The sequence below is a fragment of the Methylobacterium sp. PvP105 genome (assembly GCF_017876975.1).
In the GTDB taxonomy this organism is placed as follows: Bacteria; Pseudomonadota; Alphaproteobacteria; order Rhizobiales; family Beijerinckiaceae; genus Methylobacterium; species Methylobacterium radiotolerans.
Window position 1 is genome coordinate 197,540 of sequence record NZ_JAGIPA010000005.1, and the last position, 23,253, is coordinate 220,792.

The 23,253-nt window shown below is 68.9% G+C and carries 26 protein-coding genes; 12 read left to right on the plus strand and 14 right to left on the minus strand.

Translation table 11 applies throughout. The features are described 5' to 3' along the window. Positions 1 to 9: 9 nt before the first annotated feature. The 5 genes from J3A75_RS34490 to J3A75_RS34510 form a co-directional block, all read right to left on the minus strand. The gene (locus J3A75_RS34490) at positions 10 to 696 is read right to left on the minus strand and encodes an HWE histidine kinase domain-containing protein (RefSeq protein WP_245365099.1); all 687 of its coding nucleotides are present in this window, start codon (positions 694 to 696) and stop codon (positions 10 to 12) included. Between the two features lie 52 nt (positions 697 to 748). After that, positions 749 to 2,377: an ABC transporter permease gene (locus tag J3A75_RS34495; protein WP_058608125.1), complete on the minus strand. Its 1,629-nt coding sequence runs from the start codon at positions 2,375 to 2,377 to the stop codon at positions 749 to 751. 16 nt (positions 2,378 to 2,393) lie between these two features. Next, a complete protein-coding gene (locus J3A75_RS34500; protein WP_012329997.1) occupies positions 2,394 to 3,419 on the minus strand; it encodes an extracellular solute-binding protein in 1,026 nt (341 codons plus the stop codon). 83 nt (positions 3,420 to 3,502) lie between these two features. Then, the gene (locus tag J3A75_RS34505) at positions 3,503 to 4,552 is read right to left on the minus strand and encodes an ABC transporter ATP-binding protein (RefSeq protein WP_052516987.1); all 1,050 of its coding nucleotides are present in this window, start codon (positions 4,550 to 4,552) and stop codon (positions 3,503 to 3,505) included. A 715-nt stretch (positions 4,553 to 5,267) separates the two neighbouring features. Then, positions 5,268 to 5,774 carry a DUF2867 domain-containing protein gene (locus J3A75_RS34510; RefSeq protein ID WP_175654104.1) on the minus strand — a complete coding sequence of 169 codons (507 nt, stop codon included), beginning with the start codon at positions 5,772 to 5,774 and terminating at the stop codon, positions 5,268 to 5,270. A gap of 1,440 nt (positions 5,775 to 7,214) precedes the next feature. Between J3A75_RS34510 and J3A75_RS34515 the strand changes: the two genes are divergently transcribed. Next, entirely contained in the window at positions 7,215 to 7,775 is a 561-nt protein-coding gene (locus J3A75_RS34515; protein WP_024827416.1) for a PAS domain-containing protein, read from the plus strand. On the opposite strand, the gene J3A75_RS34520 is transcribed toward J3A75_RS34515, so the two are convergent. Both J3A75_RS34520 and J3A75_RS34525 read right to left on the minus strand, forming a co-directional pair. Beyond that, the gene (locus tag J3A75_RS34520; RefSeq protein ID WP_058608122.1) at positions 7,772 to 8,002 is read right to left on the minus strand and encodes a hypothetical protein; all 231 of its coding nucleotides are present in this window, start codon (positions 8,000 to 8,002) and stop codon (positions 7,772 to 7,774) included. The two genes, J3A75_RS34515 and J3A75_RS34520, sit on opposite strands and share 4 nt — an antisense overlap. Positions 8,003 to 8,297: 295 nt before the next feature. Then, the gene (locus J3A75_RS34525) at positions 8,298 to 8,564 is read right to left on the minus strand and encodes a hypothetical protein (protein WP_012329992.1); all 267 of its coding nucleotides are present in this window, start codon (positions 8,562 to 8,564) and stop codon (positions 8,298 to 8,300) included. 2,079 nt (positions 8,565 to 10,643) lie between these two features. Here J3A75_RS34525 and J3A75_RS34530 point away from each other — a divergent pair. Together J3A75_RS34530 and J3A75_RS34535 are read left to right on the plus strand one after the other, a co-directional pair. Next, positions 10,644 to 10,838, plus strand: coding sequence for a hypothetical protein (locus J3A75_RS34530; RefSeq protein WP_029359789.1), 195 nt, complete (start codon positions 10,644 to 10,646; stop codon positions 10,836 to 10,838). A gap of 390 nt (positions 10,839 to 11,228) precedes the next feature. Beyond that, entirely contained in the window at positions 11,229 to 11,624 is a 396-nt protein-coding gene (locus tag J3A75_RS34535) for a TIGR02300 family protein (protein WP_012329987.1), read from the plus strand. 18 nt (positions 11,625 to 11,642) lie between these two features. On the opposite strand, the gene J3A75_RS34540 is transcribed toward J3A75_RS34535, so the two are convergent. Then, positions 11,643 to 11,951, minus strand: a complete 309-nt coding sequence (locus tag J3A75_RS34540) for a hypothetical protein (protein ID WP_012329986.1) — start codon at positions 11,949 to 11,951, stop codon at positions 11,643 to 11,645. A 390-nt stretch (positions 11,952 to 12,341) separates the two neighbouring features. Further along, on the minus strand, positions 12,342 to 13,010 hold the full coding sequence (locus J3A75_RS34545; protein WP_043342501.1) for a spermidine synthase: 669 nt from the start codon (positions 13,008 to 13,010) through the stop codon (positions 12,342 to 12,344). A gap of 159 nt (positions 13,011 to 13,169) precedes the next feature. On the opposite strand from J3A75_RS34545, the gene J3A75_RS34550 reads away from it, so the two are divergent. Then, positions 13,170 to 13,421, plus strand: a complete 252-nt coding sequence (locus J3A75_RS34550) for a hypothetical protein (RefSeq protein WP_012329984.1) — start codon at positions 13,170 to 13,172, stop codon at positions 13,419 to 13,421. A gap of 37 nt (positions 13,422 to 13,458) precedes the next feature. On the opposite strand, the gene J3A75_RS34555 is transcribed toward J3A75_RS34550, so the two are convergent. Together J3A75_RS34555 and J3A75_RS34560 are read right to left on the minus strand one after the other, a co-directional pair. Next, complete coding sequence (locus J3A75_RS34555) at positions 13,459 to 13,668, minus strand: cold-shock protein (protein ID WP_012329983.1); 210 nt, start codon at positions 13,666 to 13,668, stop codon at positions 13,459 to 13,461. Positions 13,669 to 13,760: 92 nt separating this feature from the next. Next, a complete protein-coding gene (locus J3A75_RS34560) occupies positions 13,761 to 14,018 on the minus strand; it encodes a hypothetical protein (RefSeq protein ID WP_053622221.1) in 258 nt (85 codons plus the stop codon). 155 nt (positions 14,019 to 14,173) lie between these two features. On the opposite strand from J3A75_RS34560, the gene J3A75_RS34565 reads away from it, so the two are divergent. Beyond that, positions 14,174 to 14,467: a hypothetical protein gene (locus J3A75_RS34565; RefSeq protein ID WP_012329981.1), complete on the plus strand. Its 294-nt coding sequence runs from the start codon at positions 14,174 to 14,176 to the stop codon at positions 14,465 to 14,467. A gap of 6 nt (positions 14,468 to 14,473) precedes the next feature. Here the strand turns inward: J3A75_RS34565 and J3A75_RS34570 are convergent, their stop codons facing one another. Together J3A75_RS34570 and J3A75_RS34575 are read right to left on the minus strand one after the other, a co-directional pair. Then, positions 14,474 to 14,647, minus strand: a complete 174-nt coding sequence (locus J3A75_RS34570; RefSeq protein ID WP_209651264.1) for a hypothetical protein — start codon at positions 14,645 to 14,647, stop codon at positions 14,474 to 14,476. A 45-nt stretch (positions 14,648 to 14,692) separates the two neighbouring features. Further along, entirely contained in the window at positions 14,693 to 15,079 is a 387-nt protein-coding gene (locus tag J3A75_RS34575) for a hypothetical protein (RefSeq protein WP_053622222.1), read from the minus strand. Positions 15,080 to 15,757: 678 nt separating this feature from the next. Here J3A75_RS34575 and J3A75_RS34580 point away from each other — a divergent pair. The 3 genes from J3A75_RS34580 (at position 15,758) to J3A75_RS34590 (ending at position 18,050) form a co-directional block, all read left to right on the plus strand. Further along, entirely contained in the window at positions 15,758 to 16,396 is a 639-nt protein-coding gene (locus tag J3A75_RS34580; RefSeq protein WP_053622223.1) for a hemerythrin domain-containing protein, read from the plus strand. 411 nt (positions 16,397 to 16,807) lie between these two features. Then, entirely contained in the window at positions 16,808 to 17,116 is a 309-nt protein-coding gene (locus tag J3A75_RS37455; RefSeq protein WP_409518698.1) for an ATP-binding cassette domain-containing protein, read from the plus strand. A gap of 187 nt (positions 17,117 to 17,303) precedes the next feature. Then, positions 17,304 to 18,050, plus strand: a complete 747-nt coding sequence (locus J3A75_RS34590; protein WP_209651265.1) for a Crp/Fnr family transcriptional regulator — start codon at positions 17,304 to 17,306, stop codon at positions 18,048 to 18,050. A 465-nt stretch (positions 18,051 to 18,515) separates the two neighbouring features. On the opposite strand, the gene J3A75_RS34595 is transcribed toward J3A75_RS34590, so the two are convergent. Then, positions 18,516 to 18,677, minus strand: a complete 162-nt coding sequence (locus J3A75_RS34595; protein ID WP_209651266.1) for a hypothetical protein — start codon at positions 18,675 to 18,677, stop codon at positions 18,516 to 18,518. A gap of 398 nt (positions 18,678 to 19,075) precedes the next feature. Here J3A75_RS34595 and cyoA point away from each other — a divergent pair, with 398 nt between their 5' ends. The 4 genes from cyoA to cyoD are packed head-to-tail and all read left to right on the plus strand — an operon-like array spanning position 19,076 to position 23,171. Continuing rightward, entirely contained in the window at positions 19,076 to 19,981 is a 906-nt protein-coding gene (gene cyoA / locus J3A75_RS34600) for a ubiquinol oxidase subunit II (protein ID WP_312892961.1), read from the plus strand. Between the two features lie 51 nt (positions 19,982 to 20,032). Next, positions 20,033 to 22,042, plus strand: a complete 2,010-nt coding sequence (locus tag J3A75_RS34605; protein ID WP_209651267.1) for a cbb3-type cytochrome c oxidase subunit I — start codon at positions 20,033 to 20,035, stop codon at positions 22,040 to 22,042. Further along, positions 22,039 to 22,722, plus strand: coding sequence for a cytochrome o ubiquinol oxidase subunit III (gene cyoC, locus J3A75_RS34610; protein ID WP_209651268.1), 684 nt, complete (start codon positions 22,039 to 22,041; stop codon positions 22,720 to 22,722). Before J3A75_RS34605 ends, cyoC begins: the two co-directional genes overlap by 4 nt. Then, positions 22,719 to 23,171 (plus strand): cytochrome o ubiquinol oxidase subunit IV, encoded by a 453-nt coding sequence (gene cyoD, locus J3A75_RS34615; RefSeq protein WP_164891417.1) that lies wholly within the window; start codon positions 22,719 to 22,721, stop codon positions 23,169 to 23,171. Before cyoC ends, cyoD begins: the two co-directional genes overlap by 4 nt. The last annotated feature ends 82 nt before the right edge of the window (positions 23,172 to 23,253 follow it).

Genomic DNA, 23,253 nt, shown 5'->3' on the forward strand with positions numbered 1-23,253 from the left:
CCTCCAGGATCAGCTCCGTGCCGTAGCCCCGGCGCGTCGTCGCCTCCGGATTGATGGCGACACCGCTCTCGACCCAGCCCCAGGCCCGTCGCCGGCATCCGCGCCGGTCGAGGACGACTCCCAGGTCGCGTCGAGTCGGCCGGTCTCGACCGTCAGCGCACCGGACTCCACCGCATCGGTGGTCAGCTCGTGCAGGGCCGGGGCGAAGCTCTGGATCTGCCGCGTCTTCCGAGAGACCCGCGGTCCAGCAATCGTCGGTCGGTCCCGGGCTCCGCTCGCGTGCGCCGCCACCTCAGCCCTGATCAGCGCTCCGACCTCGACGGTATCGCTCCCCGCATGGCTGAGCAGGGCCCGCGCCCGGCTGAGCGCCCGCAGCCGCTTCTCGAACGCCACGACCGGACCGCCCTGCCTCACCGTGCGGCAAGGATTGGGCAGGCTGCCGCGGACGTCCTGATCTGACTGCGGCGACGGGTCGAGGCGTCGGAACGGGTGCCGCACCGGCGACAGCCGTCGTTGGTACACCGGCCGCCGCACCGGGCGGTGTCGCGCGGTCGGACGGCCGGTGATGCCGACAGCCCAAGCAGCCGCACCGAGGCGGAGGCGGCCGTCGCGAAGGTGAACATTGCCTCGACCCTGGCCTGCCCGCGCGCCATGCGCCCCGCGTCCAGCGCGTTGCCGGGACGGTCTCGCGAGCATGAAGCCGTGGATGGTCGCCCCGATCACGCGCCGCCGATCCGCTCGAGACGATCTATCTCCGTCGCCACACCGCGTTCTCGTCGATCCTCAGGAGCAGCGTGACCGGCACGAGACCGATCATCACGATGAGAACTGCGGCGACGGCGCCATCCTCGTACGTGCCGCGCGCCGCCTCGCCGTAGAGAAACGTGCTCAATGTCTCGACGTTGAGAGGGCGCAGGAGCAGCGTCACCGGCAGCTCCTTGGCGATGTCGACGAACGCCAGCAGCCCGCCGCTCAGCATCGCGGGCCAGGCCAGCGGGATCTGCACGGTGGCGAGCGTGGCGAGCCGCCCGCGCCCCAGGACCCGGGCCGCGTCCGATATGGTGTGCGGGATCCGCGCCAGGCCGGCCTCGCTGGCGCCCACCGTCACGGTCAGGAAGCGCAGAGCGTAGGCGATGACCAGGGCTGCGCCCGTCCCAAGCCCCACCGAGACGGTGGCGAAGCCCGCCTCGAGCAACCCGGAATCGATCAGCGCCAGGGGGCCGAGCAACCCCACCGCCAGCACGGTGCCGGGCATGGCATAGCCGAGCCCCGCCGCGCGAATCAGCGCGCGCCCGGCGCGGGCGCTCAACAGGAACGGCGCCGCCGCCACCAGCAGGCCGACCACCACCGTCACCCCCGTCGCGAGGCTCGCGTAGAGGATCGTGTTGCCGGTCTGGACCGCCAGCGTGTCGGGCCATCCCCCGCCCGCGACCCGCCGCCATGCCTCGCAGGCGAGGTGGCCCGCAGGCAGCAGAAAGCCGAGGACGACCGGCGTCGCGCCGAGGGCCACGGCGGTTCCGGCGCGCCAGCCGGAGAGCCGACGCCGCGTGACCGCCGCGTTCCGGCGGGCGCTGCCGGCATAGCCGCGCCCGCCCCGGGCCAGCCGCTCCAGGCCGACGAGGGCGACGACGCAGGCGAGCATCACCAGCGCGATCTGCGCCGCGCCGGGTAGATCGGAGCGGTTCACCCAAGTCGCGTAGACCTGTACGGTCAAGGTGCGCACGCCCAGGAACTCGGCAGCACCGACATCGTTCAGCGCCTCCATCAGGGCGAGGCCGGTGCCGAGCGCCACCGCCGGGCGGGCAAGCGGGAGGGCGACCCGCAGGAAGCTGCGGAACGGCCCGGCGCCGAGCACCCGCGCGGCCTCCAGCAACGTGCCCGCCTGCATCAGGAACAGCGCCCGCGTCGGCAGGTAGACGTACGGGTACAGGACGAAGCCGAGGAGCAGGATGCAGCCCGGTAGCGAGCGCAGGTCCGGCAGGGGCAGGTCGCGGGGGCTCGACAGGCCGAGCAGGCTCCGCAGCCCGGCCTGAAGCGGCCCGAGGGGATGCGACAGGTCGAGATAGGCGTAGGCCACGACATAGGTCGGCATCGCCAGCGGCAGAAGCAGCGCGCCTTCTAGGACGCGGCGGCCGGGAAAGTCGAAGGCCGAGACCAGCCACGCGGCCCCGGTCCCGAGCCCGATCACCAGGAGGCCGACGCCCGCCAGCAGGAGGGCGGTGTCCCGGATCGCCTGCGGCAACACGTAGGCGGCCAGATGCGGCCAGAGTTCGCTGCCGCCACCGAGGGCCGCGATCCCCAGGGAGATGACCGGCGAGAGCAGCAACGCCGCCAGCGCCGCCGCGCCCGCCCAGCCGAGACCGCGCGTCGCCGCCATCCTCGTCCGCACGGGCTCAGTTGTCGAAACCGACCTTGTCGACGAGCAGGCTCGCCGCCTTGCGGTTGCGGGCGATCTCTAGCAGCGGCGTCTGATCGATCGTCAGGGTGCCGAGGCTCGCGAGCAGCGGGTCGATCGCGGCGCCGGCCTTCACGGGATACTCGTAGTCGGCGTTGGCGTAGACCGCCTGCGCCTCGTCGGAGACGAGATATTCGAGGAGCTTCACCGCCTCCTCGCGATTGGGCGCCGCCTTGGCGACGACGGCGCCCGAGACGTTCACATGGGTGCCGCCGCCCTCGAAGGTCGGGAGCACGACCTTGATCGCCTTGCCCCATTTCTGCTGGTCCGGTCCGCCGCGCCCCGAGCGCATCAGCCCGACATAGTAGGAATTCCCGAGACCGACCTCGCAGAGGTCGGCGGCGATGTCCCGGGCCACGTCGCGGTCACCGCCCGCCGCCTTCCGGGCGAGATTGGCCTTCAGCCCGCGCAGCCACGCTTCGGTCTTCTCCGCGCCGTGGCGGACGAGGAAGGCCGAGATCAGGGCGGTGTTGTAGGGGTGCTGTCCCGAGCGCAGGCACACCTTTCCCGTCCACTGCGGATCGGCGAGGGACTCGTAGGTCGCGGCGGTGAGGCCCGAGAGAGTCTCGTCGGCGTAAAGCACGCGGGCGCGCATCGAGAGGGCGAACCACCGGCCTTCGGCGTCGCGCAGGGGCGCAGGCACCGCCGCCTCCAGCGCGGGCGAGCGCACCGGCTGGGCGAGATCGCGGTCCACGAGTTCGATCAGGTTGCCGATATCGACCGTCATGAGGATGTCGGCGGAGGAGCGGGCACCCTCGGCGGCGACGCGCTCGGCGAGGCCCTTCTCCACGAAGACGGTGTTGACCTTGACGCCGCTCTTGGCGGTGTAGGCTTCGAGCAGGGGGCGGATCAGGCCCGGTTCCCGCGTCGTGTAGAGGTTCACCTCCGCCGCGTGGGCAGTCACGCCGAGGCCGAGCGAAAGGACGAGGCCAGACCAGGCGAACTTTCCGGAGAGAGACGACACGGCAAAACCCCCTTCATCAAACGATGCGTAGGGCGGTATACGTGTAATCATTATATCGCAAGAAAGTTTTGTTTTTAAATATTCTAATTCAGTGCAGGCTCGTCTTCGCTGGCGCCTGCTGCAGGGAAGATGTGAGCCTGTTCCGGCACAAGGTGAATGCCGACCTCGTCTCCGGGAACGGCCGCCGGCGGGAGGTGCAGGCGCAGCGGCGCGTCGAGGCCGGTCACCGCGAGATCCAGGCGCAGGCGCGGTCCCGCGAAGGTGCGGCCGAGGACGGAGGCGCGCACCCCGTTCCCCGCCGGTCCGCGCGAGGCCTTCAGACGGATCGCCTCCGGGCGAAGGCACACCGTCACATCCCCGTCCGGCAGGGCGGCAGGCCGGGGCAGCGGACCGAGCGGCGTCGCGATGCGGTCGGCCGCCGCCCGGCCCGGAATCTCGATGATCTCGCCGAGCGCCCTGGCGGCGAAGGGCGTCTCCGGCGCGCCGTAGATCGCCTCGGGCGTGCCGGATTGGACGATCCGGCCGCGGTGGATCAGGACGATGCGGTTCGCGAAGGCCACGGCCTCCGCAGCGTCGTGGGTCACGAGGAGCGCGCCGGTCCGGTCCCGGCGCAGGACGGCGAGGGTGTCGGCGCGAACGCGATCGCGGTTGCCGGCATCGAGGTTCGAGAACGGCTCGTCGAGGAGCAGGACCCGCGGGCGCGGTGCCAGGGCGCGGGCGAGCGCCACCCGCTGCGCTTCGCCGCCCGACAGGGTGCCCGGATAGCTGTCGGCCCGGTGCGCCAAGCCCACCTGCTCGAGCCGCTCGCGGGCGACGCGCTCCGCCCCCGCGCCACCGAGATGGGCGAGGCCGAAGCGAACATTGGCGAGCACGGTGAGATGGGGAAACAGCGCGTAGTCCTGGAACATGAGCCCGACGCCGCGGGTCGCGGGCGACTCGTTGCGGCCGCGGCCGGCGACGCGCCGGCCGCCGATGGCGATCTCGCCCGCGTCCGGCGCGTCCAGGCCGGCGATGAGCCGCAGCAGCGTGCTCTTCCCGCAGCCGGAGGCGCCGAGCACCGCCACGATCTCGCCCGGCTCGAGGGTCAACGAGACGCGGTCCAGGGCGAGCGTCCGGCCGAACCGCCGGCTCACGCCCGAGACCACCAGCCGCGAGGCGGCGGGACGGGAGGCAGTGTCGAGCGTCGGAACCGTGCGTCGTCGAAACAAGGATGGGCAATCCCGGAGGCGGGCCTTGCAGGAGAACGGCCGACACCGTCCTTCTCATCCAGCAGTGGTCATGGCGCTCAGCTCAGGCTGACGAACCGCCTGCGACCACCTCTCCGGACAACGTCTCCGGAGCGGATGAGCCCCTTCCGGCAAGCTTCGACGGGCGCCGATGCGCCGCCGGGCGTCGCCGTCGGGTGGAGGTCGAGCCGACGGCTTCCGGGGTGCGGGACGCCGATCGCTGTCATCGTGGGCCGACGGACTCGTTCTCGAGAACGATGATGGATCGAGAACGCGACCGGCCTCTCGGCACCGGGGCTGGCGGGGGTTCACGGCCTGAGCCGGAACAGAGCCTCCGATCAGGAGGGGCTTCGGCCCACCTAGACCGGGCCAGCCATCGTCGACGCCGCGACGCGTGGCATCGACGCAGGGAAGGGCAGGGCAGGGCAGGGCAGGGCAGGGCAGGGCGCCGCGCGATCCCGATAGGATTCGAATATCGCGAAAGCCGTGCCGAGCCCGCGCGGAGGTCCTGGAAACGGCCGGGCGGGGTGGAGAGCGGTTCAGCAGCTCGCGGTGGGATCGGGATCCGCCGCCCCGCACACTCAGGAGCGGCCCTGGCGGTGCCGATGGGCTGCGATGTCCGTCAAACAGCCATCCGGCCGGCCTGGCATGCCGCGGCCCTTCTCAGCGCGGAGCGGACAACGAGGATGTGCCCGGGCATGATGGCCGCGAGATAGGCGTGTCCGAGGCGGTTACGGCAGCGGACGACCGTGGTGGCGACGAGGTCCTCCCGCCCGTCCGGGCGCTGGCTGAGAAGAAGCGACAGGCGAAAATCGAGGTGGCGGTCGTCCTCTCCCAGGACGATCTCGCGCTCAGACCGAGAGAGTACCGGAAAGAAGTCGATCCGGTCCCGGCCGTCGGCCTTGAGGCGGGCCCTCATCGCCCCCGACGTCTCAACCCCGAAGAGGCGCACAGCCGCGTCGCGCAGTGCCATGGCTGCCGTGATCCAGGGGGCCGGGTTCGAGAGCGCTTCTTGAGCCAGCCTTGACAGGTCATGCGGCCCCGGCCCGGGCAGCGTCACCGCGAAGGCGTCCACGAGATCCGCGCCCGGATACCGAGAGGCCACCGCGCACTCGGCCGGCGGCATCATCGAGCGAACGTGGGACAAGCGCTCAGCTGGCCTGTGTCCTGACGCGCCCAACACCGGCGAGACGGCGCAACGAGCGGCGCTGACAGCGGCGTAGCGCGACGGCAAAGCTGATTCCGACCCGTCCGCTTCTGGCCTCTGGCGCCCAGAAGCGGACGGGCAGCGTCCCACCCGGAGCAGTCGATCCAAGCGGTACGGTGTGGGTGCGCGTTTCATGAACAGAGCCGCGCCCTCAGCCCGGTTGCGAAGGGCCGGGCCCGTCTTTCGAGACTACGCGACGGGGCCCGCCACCTTCTAGGCTCGTTGGCTACGGCTTGTTGGCCGGAGCCGGGTTCGTCGTCGTTGCCGGAGGCGCAGGGTTTGCCGGCGCCGTGCTGGCAGGAGGTGGCGGAGGCGTGGGGGCCTCGGCCTTCTTCTCGTCTTTGCAGGCCGTGAGCGTGAGCAAGCCGACGAGCGGCAGCAGATGGCGAATACGCATGACCGTTCCTCCTGTTTGGCCAGTCTAGGCGGTGAGGAACGTCGCCCGGTCGCTGTTCGATCCAGCGCGCCGTGATTCCGGCATCAAGCCTGATGCCGGCTCATCGTGGGCATCGACGCGGCGAGCCAACGCCATCGGTCGGGTCCGGCTGTGCCGTGAGACCTCGCAAAGCGACGTTCTCGATCGAACCGGTCGTAGCAGGCCGACACGTCGGAACGACGCGAGGCGGACGTCGGGAGGGCCTGCTTCGGGTCGGGACAGGCGTGGCGACGACATCCGCCGCCCCGAAATTGTCGCGCGCAAGCGGACCGTCGCGTAACCACCCAGAGCGACCATCCTGCGTCCGACCCAACCTCTTTACAGAAGCGTCGGTGGGAGCTGCCCGAAGCTCGCCTCCGGCCGGCGGAGAGCCGAGATGCTCTCCCGGGATCTGCCGCCGCGATGACGCAGCGCATGTCGGCCGGCCCTTTCCGGACAATCTCGGTCGGCGCGCGGATCATCGTCCCGGCATGGATGCGGCCGAGCGCGGTGCAGTCCTGCGGTTGGGCTCGCGGTCCGGCACCGCCAGGAAGCCGGCGTCGCTCGCACCCCGCCGGACGTCGTCTGGCGCGGCCGATCCGCCGAGGTACAGGTCTCGGAGAACTGGCATCCGCTCCGGGTAGAGACGTCGCGTAAAGTCTGTGGCGAGCGTGTCGACGGAGCCTGTGATCGAGATCGATGTCCTCATGGCGCGGCTTCAGGCCTGCAAGTGACGACATTGATGCTTGTGATCGACGGGCGGGATTGACGACAGCGGTCGCAATCCCGCGAGCAACGGCACTGTCGGGGCGATCGTGAAGACGTCTATCGCGACCATGACCTCATCCCGCTTCTGCGCGACTGTGCCGGGGGGAACGGATGGAGATCGCGGCTCGTTGAACCCTCAAGTTGCGTTGCTTGAACGAGAACAACCGGGGAGATCGCCCGTGACGCCGTCCCTGCAATCTGCCTTGGCCGCCTCCGGCTATGTCGGCTTCTGGGAAACGGACCTCGCCACACAGACCGTCGCGATGACGGGGGCTCTGCCCAACCTGCTCGGCCTCGACGAGCAGCGTGCCGCGGCGGGCGTCCCGGTGACGGCGTTTCTGGAAGGCGTTCATCCCGACGATCGCGAGCGGGTCGCGTATCTGGTGCACGAGGCACACCACACGGCAGGGCGCTTCGAGGCCGAGTTCCAGACCAACGATGGTCCCGGTGGCGTGCGTCGCGTCGCTGCACGAGGCCGGGTCGAGGTTGACGCGCGCGGCCAGGGGCAACGCTGCCTCGGCGTCGTCCTGGATCTCGGGGATGGCAGCCAGGACGACCTGACCGCTTCAGCCCAGCGGCTTCGAGCGATCGATCGAGTCGTCGACGCGTTGATCGCGGTCCGCCCGCTGGTTGCAGAAGTCGGTTCGCCTCTCCTGCGCACGCTGATCGACGCGACGCTCTTGGAGTTCGGAAAGCTTCTGGCCGGCCAGATGAAGCGAACCGCACGCCAACTGAATTAACAGTTTCCTCGATGCCTATCCTGCTGGGCGGCGACAGAACTTACGAAGTCAATACAGGAGCGGCGATCATCGCGATCGACGACGCGCTCGAAGGCGGTCAAGAGCGCGAGCGCTTCTTCCGCCGCTCTGACGCTTGCGGGCCTGTCCCGGAAGATCGCGACGTCGTCCCCGAGCGCTGCAGCGATGCGCCGCAGGATGCTGCCGCTTGTGGTTCGTTCTTCGGTCATTGCTGCGCTCCGGCCCCAGGTAAACGGTCGCAGGTACGCGACCGCTGGAGGAAGCGAAACGAACACCCGAACCTGCCCAAGGTATGTGGATGGACACCGCCCGGTATCCGGCGCCTGCAACCTGTGCGGGCGCGCCGCTGTGATAATGCGCCTGCGCGTGATCGGTTGCGACACGTCGGGCGGAGCACCCCAGCCAAGCCCGTGACCGTCACCGCGGGACCGGCAGCGAGGGCGCCGATCATCGCGCAGGACATGGCCTTGCGCATATGGCCTTGCGCATCATGACGCCCGGCGCTCAGCAGCGGTTGCCGCCCGCGGTCTGGCCGTACTGCTTGACTGGGAAGTTCTGCTGGTTGGCATTGCCCTCGGCAGCCGAGCTCTGCGGACAAGTCGAGGGGTCGCGGTCGAAGCGGCTGCCGAACGGGGCGTCGAACGAGCCCGTGGTTTCCACATCGTAGGGCGCGTAGCCCGTCCAGGCGGGACGGTCGTAGGACATCGCGGACGAGATCGGTGCTGCGGTGAGTGCGAGGGCAGTGACGGCAGCGGCGATGCGGGTCTTCATGAACTAATCCTTGCTCCTTTGCGCAGTACAGTCCGAGATGTTCGGCCTGCTCTCTCTTGCGTGATACCGATATGGGGACGGCTGTCCCGTGGCGGCGTGCCGCTGCGCACGCAGCGTCCGGGATTAATCGGGGCGGTGGCGCTGCTGTGACCGCGCGCGAACAGGCTGCCTCCGCCGCGGCTTCGAGACCGGGCGGCAGATCGCGCTCACAGGGCCCGATCGTTGAACCAGACGCGTGCTTCAGGTTTTGCCTGAAAGCCGACGCGATCCAACTTCGCCGAGGCACGGAGGATCTCCATGCGTATTCCAGTTCTTGCCGCGCTCGCGGGTGTGAGCCTCGGCGTCCTGGCCGTCCCCGCCTCGGCCGTGCCAGCCGGTCCCGTGACCGGCATCTCGTCACCGTCCGACATGCTCACCGACGTTCGGATAAGGCGCCATCACGTGCGGCGCCATTCGATGTCGCGGATCCAGCGGCGCTATCCCGGTGCGAGCTTCGTCCGGAACAAGACGCCCGGCGCTCCGGGCGGCAGCAGCCGGGGCAACGGGGTCACCGGCAGCTACGCCGCGCCCAGCGGACGGTAGGCTCTCACGCGCGCGTATCTCAGCGCGCTCAGGCCGCCGCGGCGGGCTGCCACGTGCGACGTCTCCGCCACCGGATCCCTGCTCTGCGGCAACGTGCAGGACCGTGGGCGGCAGAGGGCGCAGGTGGAAGGGACCTCAGCTTCCGGCACTCTCACGGGATCTGATCCGGGCCGGGGCCTGACGATCGCACGGGCGAGGAGGCCGACACGTCGGCTTCTCAGCGAGCCAGCTTCGCGGGGAGCATTGTCGGCGCCGGGCGGGACGCGTTCGACGCCGCGAACGAGGCAACGAAGCCGGCCAGGGAACGTACATCGTCCGGTTGTCGCGGGTCTCGAGCGACCGCGGCGGCTCCCCGTTCCAGCCGAAGGTTACAGGCCTTTGTCGGGAGGCCGACATCCGGCGTGCAGGCGTCGTGACGGGCGCAAGCGGCGTCCAGGGCGTCGACAGGCGGCAGAGGAGCGTTGTTGCCGGGGCCGCAGTAGTTGCCGTGGATGAGAAACTTCGGCCCGCCGTTCGCGGCTGGCTGTGCCGAGGACGGAGCGGCCCACGCGGTGGCGAGGAGGGCGGGGGCGGCGAGGCTGACGACGGTGCGAGTCAACATGGTGGAGACCCTCCAGCACCTCGCCGCACAGTCCCATCGGCGATGATGGTGCGAGACCTGTTTGAGTACCTTACATCACGTCGCGATGTGCTGCAGAACACTACCCCTATTCGGATGATGCTCTGCCTGGGTGGCGGACGGCTTGGCCGCCGGCTCACCGCGTCCGCGACATCGTGCTGAACCACGGGCGTCGGATGGCGAAGGCGGACGGGCGATACGGAACAGTGACTGCGCCCGTCCGGTTGGCCTGAAGCGACTGCCGCAGGCTCGCGGCCGTGGCCAGGAGAGAGCCCTTGTTCAAAGTACCCGCACTGACGGCTGGGTTGTTCGCAGCCAGCATGTTTCTCGCCCCCGCCCCGGCATCTGCGGCCCAGATTGGCATCGGAGCCGTTCCGGAGGCCGGTTCGGCGGTGCGAGACGTCCAGTATGGCTACGGCGGCCCGCGCTTCGGACGGCACTTCGGTTACGGTCGCCGGGGCTACGGTGGCCCGCACTTCCGTGGGCGCGGCTACGGCTATGGGCGCGGGTATGGGCGCGGGTATGGTCGCGGCTACGGCCGCGGATATGGGCCCGGCCATGGTTACGGCTACGGGCGCCGCGGCGGCTTCTGACACTCCCCGCTGAGCGGATCCTAGCAAGCCCGCCCGGTCCTCCGGCGCGGGCTTCTGCGTACGATGCTGCGCGTTACTGGTCGCGCAGGAAGAAGAACCAGATCAGGACAGGGCTCGGCCCACCGAGAACCACAGAAGGCCGCCCGTCATCATGTCTTGCTCCGGGACCTGTCCGGGCAACCCCGTGGGCCTGTTCCGGCAGGCAGTCCTGCAACCGGGGTCGATCAACGTCTTATTAACCATCTGCGCGCAGACCTCCGGGCCGGCCGAGCCCGAAGGAAGCCGATGCCCCTGACTCATCCGTTCGTTGCCCAAGCGATCGTGGCCGAGACCGAAGCGATGAAGGCGGCGATCCTGGCCGAGAAGATGCGGGCCATGGAAGCGACGGGCGCCGCCAGGGCCTTCGCCGAGATGGCTGCTGCCCAGAGGGCACGGGCCGCGTGGGCCAGGGCTCAGATCGCGCCTCGGCGTTCGGCCTGACGATGCCGCCTGCTCCGCGAAGTGAAGGTGGGCGGCGGGCAGCGCCCGTCCACCCTCGATGAGGCACGGCTGAACTGTCGAGACGCGACCGAGCGCCGCCCGTCCCCTCGCGGTCGGGCGACCGTTCTCGGCACCTGCGGAATACGGCCCCGCCCAGCGCTTCCCCACCGCCCGTCGCAGGTCGGCTGCTCCGCGAACGCGCGACATGGTCGAGGCGCGCGGCGCCGCCATCCGGAGCCGGTGAGTCGATCCAGCGCGGCTCGACGCCTCCGACGCTCAGACACGCCTCGGCCGGCGTGAAGATGCCGGGCGGTGGGCCGCTGACTGTGGTAGACGTCACCGCATGCGCGCTGGCGATCCAGCGTCTCATGGCCCTCAGGGAGAGTTGCAGTGGCGCGTCCGGACCTCGGTACGAAGCGTGTTTGCCCGACGACGGGTAGGAAGTTCTACGACCTCGGCAAGAATCCTGTGATCTCGCCCTATTCAGGCGAGGTCGTGCCGATCGCTGCGGCGACATCGTACTCGCGGGGGAGCGCTCCCGTTGTCGCCCGCAAAGAGGCGCCGAGCGACGAAGAGGATGAGACGGAGGGCCCCGAGCTCGTATCGCTGGACGAGGTCGAGGCTGAAGAGGCCGAGAAAGACACGGACAGCAATGCTGAAGACGATGACGCTCTCGATATCGAAGACGACGGTGAGCAAGTCGACGATGACAACCTCGTCGTCGATGAGGACGATGACGACACCAGCGATCTCGTCGAAGTCAACGATGACGATGACGATCAATAGCCGCGCTTGCGCCGCCGGTCATTGGGTGGACAGCTGATCGTCGGTGCGGTCTTCGTCGCTGTTCGAGCGGGTGGTGGGGCGGCTCATGAGCAGGGCCGCCCGTACCGCCATGCGGCGCGACGGCTCGTTGGCCTCGGCGTCAACCACGATCGCGGGCGCGGAGGGGTGGGCCGCGACAGCCGCCGCAAGATCGAGCACGTGGTCTGGACCGATCGAGTGATCCTGGGTGGTCGGTTCGGCCAGATAGGCGTCGATTGCGGCGCCGACATCTTCAATGGCGATACGCTCGGCGGTCACCAGATCCCAGAGCGTGGCCTCGACTGACATCCGCGGCGTATCGCACCTCTCGCGAGGGCATGCAATAATGTAACAGGATCTTGCCCTCATCGCCGGCAGGCCAGCGCGTCCGCGGGCTCGAGGGCCATCGCGGGTTGGACGGATGCGATCTGCGACGGGGTGGCCGGCCGGTGCGAGGTGATCCAGAAGCCGATCCCCTGACCACAGCTCGGCCAGCAACCCTTCGGCCAGGCTGTCGGCCCGATCCCTTGCCTCCGCGTCGTCTCGGGCCCGGATGAGGGCCGTGCCGCGGTCGCTGCCGTCCGCGGCGAACCGGTGCAGGCGGACGCGAAGGATCGCGTGCGGAAGACGCAGGCCCCCTGCCGAGGCCGTGCCGTCAGCGCCGCAATGCGCTCTCATTCAGGCGCAGAGGCGGAATGGTCAGGCTGTTGGGCCGACGGACGTCGCGATCCACACCACGTGCCGCGGGCCGCTGTGCCCGTTCGCGTGGGGCCGAACCTCCTCGACGACGAAACCCGAGCGCTGGAGGCGCGCCTTGAACTTGCGGTCGGGCGTCGCCGACCAGACGCCGAGCACGCCGCCCGGCCGCAGCGCCCGCCGCGCCAACGCCAAGCCGGGGCTGCCATAGAGGCGATCGTTCTCCGGGCGCACGAATCCTTCTGGTCCGTTGTCGACATCGAGCAGGATCGCGTCCCACGCGGCCGGACCGGACTGGATGAGGTCGTCGACATCGGCCTCGCGCAAGTCGACGCGCGCGTCGTCGAGGCAGCCGGCAAAGACGCCCGCGAGCGGTCCGCGTGCCCAAGCCGCTACCGTCGGCACCAGCTCGGCGACCGTGACGCTCGCCTCGGGCCCGAGGTTGCGCAGGGCCGCGCGCAGGGTGAACCCCATTCCGAGGCCGCCGACCAGCACGCGCGCCGCACCCCGGCCGCGCACACGGCCGCAGGCGAGGATCGCCAGCGCCTCTTCGGAGGCGCCGCGGGTGCTGTTCATCAACTCGATCGTGTCGGCGACGATCGAGAACTCGTGGCCCCGCCGCATCAGGTGCAACGGCGTGCCGCCGGGAACGATGCCGGTGTCGATATGCATCCACGATGTCACGGGCGTCCCTCTGTGGGCCGGCGTCTCGATTATTCCGGCAAACGGGAAGGATGAGTTATGAGACGCGCTCCTGACCGCGCGCCGCGCTCGCATCGAGCACGGGTCGCGACGGCGTTCGCCTCGACCGAGAAGCCGGTATCACCTCCCATGGCCAAGCGTACCAAGTCTCTGCCGAAGGTGCAGGGGTTCGTACTGTTCGACGTCACCTACGCCGACGGCAGCCGCGCCTCGAATCGACGCGTGCCGGCCGAGATCCTGGGTGGCCTCGACGGCGATGAGCCGGCGCGCGCCCTCATCGGCGAGCAGGAAGAGGAGATTGCCCGCAAATCGGGGAGGCCGAAGCGCGAGATCGAGCGCCTGATGCGGTCTCCGGCTCCCAGCTCGAAGCCCGATCTGTGACGAGCGGCCCCTGCACAGGCCACTCGTCGCGCGGTGATCAGCCCGCCTTCAGGTTGGCGGCGCTCTCCTTGCCGCTGCGGCGGTCCGCCTCGACGTCATAGGCGATCTTCTGACCCTCGTTGAGGGAGCGAAGGCCCGCACGCTCGACGGCCGAGATGTGAACGAACACGTCCTTGCCGCCATCGTCGGGTTGGATGAATCCGTAGCCCTTGGTCTCGTTGAACCACTTCACGGTGCCTGTAGCCATGGCTGTATCCTGGTCGTCACCGGCTCGCCCACGTGACGGGCCGTGACGCCTGAACGGGTCGCCGCGGCCGGCTGTTCCAGAGGCACCCGCGATCAGGAGCCGCGGGTCCGATCTCCGGGACGCTCGCCGGTGCCGAGCCACTCCAGCGCGGCCGCCCGCGATCTGAAGGTGTGCCCCTGTGATGTGAACGGCGCCGGCCGGTCTGCCTGTGGCACCTCATCGAGCAACTTGATCTGCCACGCATCGCTCGGCTCCGTGCCGGAGACGACCCGAACCAGCGCTGCGGTCACGACGGGATACAGCAGCACGTCATAGCTGCCGGGCGCGAGTTGTTCGACGGTGTAGGTCATGGGCTTCACGCACGCTCTTCGAACTGGAAACCCGCGGGGTGGGCCTGAGGGTGCCGCTGCCGACGGCCCGCTTGACCGCCGGTCCGTTCAGCCAGCGTTGCATCGTGCCTCCGGTCAAGCTTAGGACCGGGCTTCCACGGGAGTAGGAGGCTTGGTTGAAAGAGCTCGAACAGGGTAGCGAGGCGGCGATCTACGTCTCCGCCATGGTCGGTGAGATGATGCAGCGCGTTCTGGAAGACGCCCTGGCAGATCTCGCCAGGACGCGCGGTGCCGCCTACCTCGACATGTTCGTGGAGCGCGAACTGGCCCGCTACGCCGACCTCTTTCGCGAGCGGTCGGACGACACACCCGAAACCTCCAGCATGCTGCGCGCTTGGTTCGCTGTGGAAGGCAGCGCAGCGTTGCGGGCCGTGGTCGAACGCGCGAGCGCCGAGGCGAGGCGCGACTGACCGGGATCAGCGCCCTCGATGCGGTGGCCGGATCACCACCACCGCGGGCGGGCTGACAATCCACTTCTGCGCTGCCACCTGGCGCGACGAGTCCGGCTGCGGAAGCGTGGCGTTCGCCGCGTACACGAGGTCGGGGCCGAAGCGAACGAGCATGATCAGGACGACGAGGGCTGTGCGCATCCGGGGGCAACGATCGGGCCCGCGGAGCGCTCCCTGCGTCGCGCGTTAGCGGCCCTTCTTCGCGAACTCCCAGACCGGAATGCCCCAGACCTGCCCCTGCTTGGTCCGGTAGGCCGAGCCGCGCTCGAACACCACCCGCGTCGGTTCGACAGTCTGAGCCCGGTTGCCGGTGATCATCATCACCCCGCAGACCTCGATCCGCAGCGTCCCGTGCTCGGGGTGAAGCGCGAACAGTTCGGCCGCCGTCCAGCCGAGCGCGTGCGCCTCGGCGCCGAGACGGTCGCAGAAATCGATGGCGGCCTCACGTATCGGCGCCCAGCGGGCCGGGACGAGATACCGGCACGGCGAGACGTGCGGAGACAGGTCCTCGATAGCGCTGCGCCACAGGGCGGCGGCGTCGGGGAGCATGGTGGGTGCGAAACTGGAAGCCATCCCACGGGCTACGGCAAGCGTGACCGTTGGGCCATGCGGCCAGAAGCGGGGTTGCCTTGCACGGGTGAGGGCGGTCTCGCACCCACCCGCCGGCGCTCGGACAAGCCGGGGCCGCCCTGCGGCCGCTCGCACGAGCGTCGAACGCCTCTGCCGCCCCTTCGGACAGGATGCGCCGGCAGGCAGCGGCGCCGCGCGGTCCGACGCGAGCTCGCCCTGCAGGACGTGCGGGAACGACCTCCGCGGATGACCTGAGCGCCGGCATTCCGTCGCGCCGGTTCGCACGATCGCGGGCTGGCGCAATCCGTCCCGGCCTGGCACCCCGCGAGCGTGGCGACGCTCGATGATCGGACCTGTGAAGCGAAGATCGCGGGTGTCTGGCGCCAGATCAGCGTCGCTGAGGCCGGGAGCGCCCCCGTGATGGCGCCGACGCGCTGCCCGTCCTGCCCCAGCGCCTCGGTGCTCTCGGGATCGTACGCCGCGAACGGCAATCGGAAGTTCAGCCATCGCAGGGTGCATACCGGCTGTCCGCGGGACCCGAAGCGGTACTCCGGCACGCCGTCGCCCTATCCTCGGGCACGCATCTGAGGGGGTGGCCCGGGTCGGCACGACCTCGATCAGGAACGCTCAGCGGGCACACGGTGTTCAGAACTGGTAGTTTCACCGGTGAGGAAGACGTGCATGGACGTTTGGCAACTCATTGAGCGCGACCACGAGAACATCGGTGGCCTGATCCGTGAGATACCATACGCTCTCAACGACCCCAGAGCGGTCGGCAGCCGCGAGCAGATGCTGGCTGACCTCATGGACGAGCTTGATCTGCACGCGATCGGGCTCGGTGCAAGCTTGTACGGACCCTTGAGCCGAGAGGGCCGGACGCGCACGCTGATCGAAGACTTGAACCGCGGCCACGCGGAGTTCAGGCGACAGCTCCAGCAACTCGCCCGTCGCCGCAAGACGGCCTCCGCCGGCTGGCTCGACACCTTCGAAGATGTCACGTTCCTGGTGGATCAGCACCTACACCGTCACGTGCATGAACTGATCCCCGCCGCGCAGATGCTTCTCGCGCCCGAGGAGGTTGCCGCTGCCACACGGGCGTTCGTGCGAGCGAAGACGAACGCCCTTCGGTCTCGGCGCCGAGGCACCGTGGCGCGGGGCATGTCGAGCGAGTTCGCCCTTATCGCGACGCTCGCCGGAGTGGCCGCCGGTCTCGGCTATCTGATCTGGAACGGCGGACGCTTCGGCCAGTCGCGATCGGGCCGAATGGCCGAGGCCGGAGAGCGCGTTCCCCAGCGGGCGGTCCGGCCGATGCCGCGGTGACTGCGGCCAGCCACGGCGCCCGATCTGCCCGCAGGCCGACGGGGCTCGGTGCCGTGCGTTGCGGGCAGGGCCCGTACGCGACGCGGCCCGAGGCGCAGGATGCCGATCCCCCATTGGCGGGATCCCGACGGCGCGGGGCGATGTTCAGCCCCGCCTGATCCGCCCCCCGATGAGGTGGTCCGCCCCGACGTATGGCTTCCGAGCCAGAACGGGGGCGGACACAGGGGAACGAAGCGGCGCGAGCCAGAGGACGCCGTCGCCGAGCGGCGGCAGGTGGATGCGGGTCTCTCAAGGCCGGAGTGTGGGTGAGGGGATCGGCCCGACGCCGACGCGGCGGCGATCGTCGCGGCCGCGCGGGCGGCGGCCTGCGACGGCTCCGTGCGCCGGCTGCCGGACGGCTACGACACCATCGTGGGCGAGCGCGGCGCCCGCCTCTCGGGCGACCAGCGCCAGCGCATCGGCATCGCCCGGGCGCTGCGGAAGCGGGCGCCGATCCTCCTCCTCGACGGGGCGACCTCGGCCCTCGACCTCGAGATGGCGATCCAGGCCGGGCCCGCTCGCGCCCCAACCTCCTCGGCAACGCTCGACGCAGCCCCTCAGAGCGCCCGGCGAAACGAGCCGACGCCGATGTCAACAGGCGCAACCGTTGGAGAAGGAGCGAGAGACGGGTTCGCTCTCGCCGATCAGCATTCCTCAGGATGCTGGCACGCACATCTTTAACCGACGCCATCAGAAGCTCGGAAGTGTATGAAATAACGCCAAGCTAGAAACATTTTCATAAATACATCTAGGTCAGGGTCCCGCGATATCATCGATCTATCATCGCGCTCATCGTCAGCCGGTTCGAAACAGGTGCTGACGGCCGGAAGAGCCGTGTGCTTCCACCTGCGACCCAAGAGGAAGCCATATGCCCTCCAGTTTCGGCCACCACGGCATCGACGTGCTCATCCGCAAGCTGGAGAGCATCGGCACCCTCTCTGAGGAAGAGCGGCAGGCCATTCAGAGCCTGCCGATGAGGATCCACATCCTCGGTGCTCGGCAGGACATCGTGCGCGACGGCGAACAGCCCACGCAATGCTGCCTCATCCTCGATGGTTGGGTCTGCCGCTACAAGCTACTCAGCCAGGGCAAGCGGCAAATCCTATCGTTCCATATCGCGGGCGACATGCCAGATCTTCAGGGTCTGCACGCCCACACCATGGATTACGGCCTCTCCACGGTGAAGCACGCGACCGTCGCGTTCATCGCGCGCGAGAGCCTGCGAGAGCTGACGGCACGCTTTCCCAGCGTCGCAACGCTCCTGTGGCGAGACACTCTGCTCGACGCAGCGGTCGTCCGCGCGTGGATGACCGGCATGGGCCGCCGCACGGCGTTCGAGCGGATCGGTCACCTGTTCTGCGAGCTTTACCTGAAGCTTCGAGCGGTGGGACTGGCCGGCGATTACCGCTGCCCGCTGCCGGTCACTCAGATGGACCTCGCCGACGCGCTGGGTCTCACGCCCGTGCACATCAACCGCGTGCTGCGGGAGATGCGCAGCCGCGCACTGATCACGCTTCGGCACCAGACGTTGGTGATCGAGGCCTGGGATGACTTGCTGCAGGCTTCTGAGTTCGACCCAACCTACCTGTACTTGGAGATGCGAGCGGCTGCTTGATCCTGACCGAAAAGGGGTGGGGCGAACGTCCGCTCACGCCCGCCCTGATTTCAGGATCACCGGTTCGGATGTCCTCTCGCCTCGCCGGCGTGGCCCGGCGAGGAGTCTGACGGTGGGACACTCCGCGCGCGACCCGGCCACGAAAGGGCGACCGGCCCGGAACGCGGGTCGCAGGCTCGGCGCCGAGCGCGCCCGCAAACCCAGCGCGTCGGAGCGATCCGGGTCTGATTCGACCGCGAGAACCGCGTGCGCCACGTCCGACCGCGCCGTCAACAGCAAGCTGCGGAGCTTCGACGTCGCCAAGCTCGAGCGCCTCCTCCGGACCTAAGCAGCCCGCACCGTCGTCGACCCGTGGGCTGCCATCGGCAGGCGCTCAACCGCTTCACCGCGCAGGCGTGCCGCAACTGCCTCGCCGCAGCCGGATACGCACACGACGTGGCCCTTGCTCCACGATCGGGCGCAGCTCTAGCGCGAGAGGACCATGACGTACACCGCCGGGACGAGGCACAGCGCCACGCGAAGCAGGATCCCCAGCCCGGCGCGCGCCCAGGCAGGCAGGCCGTAGATCCCGGCGCAGCCCAACGCGAAGCCGGTGGCCAGCAGAAGCGCGCCGGCTTGTCCGGTCACGCCGGCCGCCCTGCACGAACCGGACTGCCAAGCTCGCATCTCAGGACGCCCGGCCCGGCGCGGTGCCCGATCTCGGGCAAGCGGAAACACTGCTGCATGCGGCGCGATCACGGCCTCGGCGGAAGCAACGCCGTACGCCCATCCCCGGCCGCCGCATAGCATTCATGTTAAAGTCGCGCCTGCAATTTCGTCGATGCCGCCTCCGATCTCAGAGAAATTAAAAAACCGAACATAGGTTGCAGATATTCGGCAATATGTCCTAACGGGTGTTATTTCGGTGCTCTGCGCGTCCGATATAACGCTATGGTCGTCGATCGAGACAGTGACCTGTTCAGGAGCTTCCGAATGAGCACTTTACGGTCTCAGTGCTCGCGCAGCGGCCCGGCCGCTTGACCCGTGTGACGCTCTCCCGCCGCGGTGGACTGCTCCGCCCGCTCGCGCTCGCTGCCGTGCTGCCGCTCCTCTGCGGGTGCCAGCAGCACAACATCCTCGACGCCAAAGGCCCCGTCGGAGCCGCCGAGGCGAATATACTCATCATCGCCACGATCATCATGTTGGCGATCATCGTGCCGACGATGATCGCCACGGTGGTGTTCGCGCTCTGGTACCGGGAAGCCAATCCGCGCGCCCGCTATCGGCCCGACTGGGCGTTCTCGGGCCGCATCGAGCTGGTCGTCTGGTCCGTACCTCTCCTGACCATCACGTTCCTGGGTGCCATCGCCTGGATCGGCGCGCACAGGCTCGACCCGGCAACACCGCTCGACTCGGACAAGAAGCCCCTCGAGGTCCAGGTGGTCTCGCTGGATTGGAAGTGGTTGTTCCTCTACCCCGAGGCGGGGGTCGCCAGCGTCAACGAACTGGTCGTGCCGGCGGCCACCCCGGTCCGCTTTCGGCTGACTTCCAGCAGTGTCTGGAACTCGTTCTTCGTGCCGAAGCTCGGCAGCATGATCTACACGATGCGCGGCATGGTCACGACGCTCAACCTCATGGCCGATCAGGAGGGCGAGCTTCGCGGACTGTCGACCCATTTCAGCGGCGACGGCTTCTCCGACATGCACTTCCCGGTGCGAGCGGTCTCGGACGCGGCCTTCGCCGACTGGGTGAAGGGCGCGCAGGGCTCGGGCGCCACCCTCGACAGGGCGTCCTACGCGGAGATCGCCAAGCAGGGCACCCTCGACGCCCCGCGCAGCTTCGGCGCGATCGAACCCGGCCTGTTCGACGGCATCGTTGCCCAGACCGTGCCGCCCGGCCCCGGGCCGGGCGGGAGCGGCGTCGAGGGCGTGCGGCCCAAAGGCGGCTCCTGACCGGGGCGTGCCCCCGCCAGACGCGGCTCCTGACTGCGAGGACATCATTCCATGCTGGGCAAGCTCACCCTCTCGGCGATCCCGCTTGACCAGCCGGTCCCCCTCGTGGCGGGCGCGGTGGTCGCGCTCATCGCGCTCGGGGTCGTCGCCTGGGTCGTGATCGCCGGCCACCTGCCGTATCTCTGGCGCGAGTGGATCACCAGTGTCGATCACAAGCGCATCGGCGTGATGTACTGCATCCTCGCGCTGGTGATGCTGATCCGCGGCTTCTCGGACGCGATCCTGATGCGCTCGCAGCACGCCGTCGCCTACAAGGCCGGGGGTTACCTTCCGCCCGAGCACTACGATCAGATCTTCTCGGCCCACGGGGTGATCATGATCTTCTTCGGCGCCATGCCGTTCATGATCGGGCTGATGAACTTCGCGGTGCCGCTCCAGCTCGGCGTGCGCGACGTCGCCTTCCCGACGCTGAATTCGGTCAGCTTCTGGCTCACGGCCTCGGGCGCGCTGCTGGTGAATGTCTCACTGGTGGTGGGCGAGTTCGCCCGCACCGGCTGGTGGCCTGCGCCCCCGCTCTCCGAGGTGACCTACTCGCCCGGCGTCGGCGTCGATTACTACCTCTGGGCGATCCAGATCTCCGGCGTCGGGACGCTGCTGTCGGGCGTCAACTTGGTCACGACCATCCTGAAGATGCGCGCGCCCGGCATGAGCTACCTGCGCATGCCGATGTTCTGCTGGACCGCGCTGGCCTCGAACCTGCTCATCATCGCGGCCTTCCCGATCCTCACCGCCACGCTGGCGATGCTGATCCTCGACCGGTATCTCGGCTTCCACTTCTTCACGGATTCCCACGGCGGGAATTCGATGATGTTCATGAACCTGTTCTGGGCCTGGGGTCACCCGGAGGTCTACATCCTGGCGCTGCCGGCCTACGGGGTGTTCTCGGAGGTGATCTCGACCTTCTCGGGCAAGCCGCTCTTCGCCTACCGGTCGATGGTGATGGCCACCATGGCGATCTTCATCCTCTCGTTCATGGTGTGGTTGCACCACTTCTTCACCATGGGACCGGGCGGCGACGTCAACGGCGTGTTCGCCATCACGTCGATGATCATCGCGGTGCCGACCGGCGTGAAGATCTTCGACTGGCTGTTCACGATGTACGGGGGGCGGGTCCGGCTGACCACAGCGATGCTGTGGTCGCTGGGCTTCATGGTGACCTTCGTGGTCGGCGGCGCCACCGGCGTGCTGCTGGCCATCCCGCCCGCCGACTTCGTGCTTCACAACAGCATGTTCCTGGTGGCGCACTTCCACAACGTGATGGTCTCGGCCGTGCTGTTCGGGGCCTTCGCCGGCTACACCTACTGGTTCCCCAAGGCGTTCGGGTTCCAGCTCAACGAGTGGTGGGGCAAGGCCGCGTTCTGGTTCGGCATCACCGGGTTCGTCATCGTCTTCGGCGCCTTCTACTGGCTGGGCCTCCTCGGCATGACCCGCCGGATGCAGCACTACGACGTGGCCGACTGGCGCCCCTGGATCCTGGTCTCGGCCTTCGGCGTCGCGGTGATGCTCGCCGGCGTGGTCTGCCAAGTGGTGCAGCTCGTGGTCTCGATCCGCCGCCGCGAGTCCCTCCGGGACATCACGGGCGACCCTTGGGACGGCCGCTCCCTCGAATGGGCCACGGCCTCGCCGCCGCCGGTGTTCAACTTCGCGGCCCTGCCGGAAGTCCACGGCGAGGAGGCGTACTGGGCGATCAAGAGCCGCGCCCGCGAGCAGATGCGCCTGCGCGAGGAGCCCGCGTATGAGCCCATCGAGATGCCGCTCAACAGCCCGACCGGCTTCATCTGCGCCTTCTTCTCCACGCTGATCGGCTTCGCGATGATCTGGTACATCTGGTGGCTCGCCGCCGCCGGGTTCCTCGGGGCCTTCGTCACCTTCGTGGCCTTCGCCTGGCGCGACACGGTCGAGTACGAGATCCCGGCTTCCGAGGTCGCCAAGGTCAACCGCGCGAACCGGTCGACCCGGCTCGAGGCGCTCCACGGCGCGGGCCAGCGGAGGGCGGCATGAGCGGCACCGCGTCCCCCGCCTGGGTCACCGCGCTGCGCGGTGACCCCTACCACCTCGGCCACACTCGGGACGGCCACGGCGAGTCCCGCGCCACCGGCCGCGGGACCGGTGGCCCCTCGCCGAAGCGCATCATCGTCGCCTACGGCTTCTGGATCTTCATCCTCAGCGACATCGTGATGTTCGCGTCGTTCTTCGCGAGCTACGCGGTGCTACAGGGCGGCGTCTCGGACGGGCCGACCGGTCCCGAGATCTTCGACCTGGACCGGATCGCCATCGAGACGGCGCTGCTCCTCCTGTCGAGCTTCACCTGCGGCATGGCGAGCCTCGCGCTCTCGGCTCGCCGGATGCTGCTCTTCCAGACCGCGATGGCGGTGACGTTCTGCCTGGGCGCGGGCTTCGTGGCCCTGGAGGTGATGGAGTTACACGACCTGATCCAGCGCGGCGCCGGCCCGTCCCGGAGCGCCTTCCTGTCCTCCTTCTTCACGCTCGTCGGATGCCACGGGTTGCACGTCACGGTCGGCCTGCTCTGGCTGCTCACCATGATGGCGCAGGTGCTGACCAAGGGATTCCGGTCCGACATCGTGCGCCGGACCCTGTGCTTCGCCCTGTTCTGGCACGCCCTCGACATCGTCTGGGTCGGAGTCTTCAGCGTCGTCTACCTGATGGGGTCGATCACATGAGCCACGCGGACCACGCCAGCGCGGAGGATCTCGATCGGCACCAGACCGAGGTCGCACCGGGGGAGGAGTTTGCCGAGGAGGATATCGGCAAGGGCATCCGGGGCTATCTCATCGGCCTCGCGCTCGCGACCCTGCTGACGGTCTGCTCCTTTGCCGTCGTGCACGCCAAGTTCGTGTGGGCGCCGGCGGTCCCCGTGGCCGTGATCGTCTTCGCCATCGCCCAGATGGGCGTGCATCTCGTGTTCTTCCTCCACATCACCACCGGGCCGGACAACATCAACAACGTCATGGCACTGGCCTTCGGCGTCCTGTTCGTGGTGCTGCTGATCGGCGGCTCGGTCTGGATCATGAGCAACATGAATTCCAACATGATGCCGGCGACGCCCCCGTCATCCAGTCCGCAATCGTCCCAGCCCGCGATGCCCATGACCCGGCCGATGCGGCACTGACGCGCCGCGCGATCGCGAGCCGCCTTTCGCGCGCCGATCGTGCGGCTACGGGCGGCCCCGGGGCGCCCGTCGGAGCGTGGCT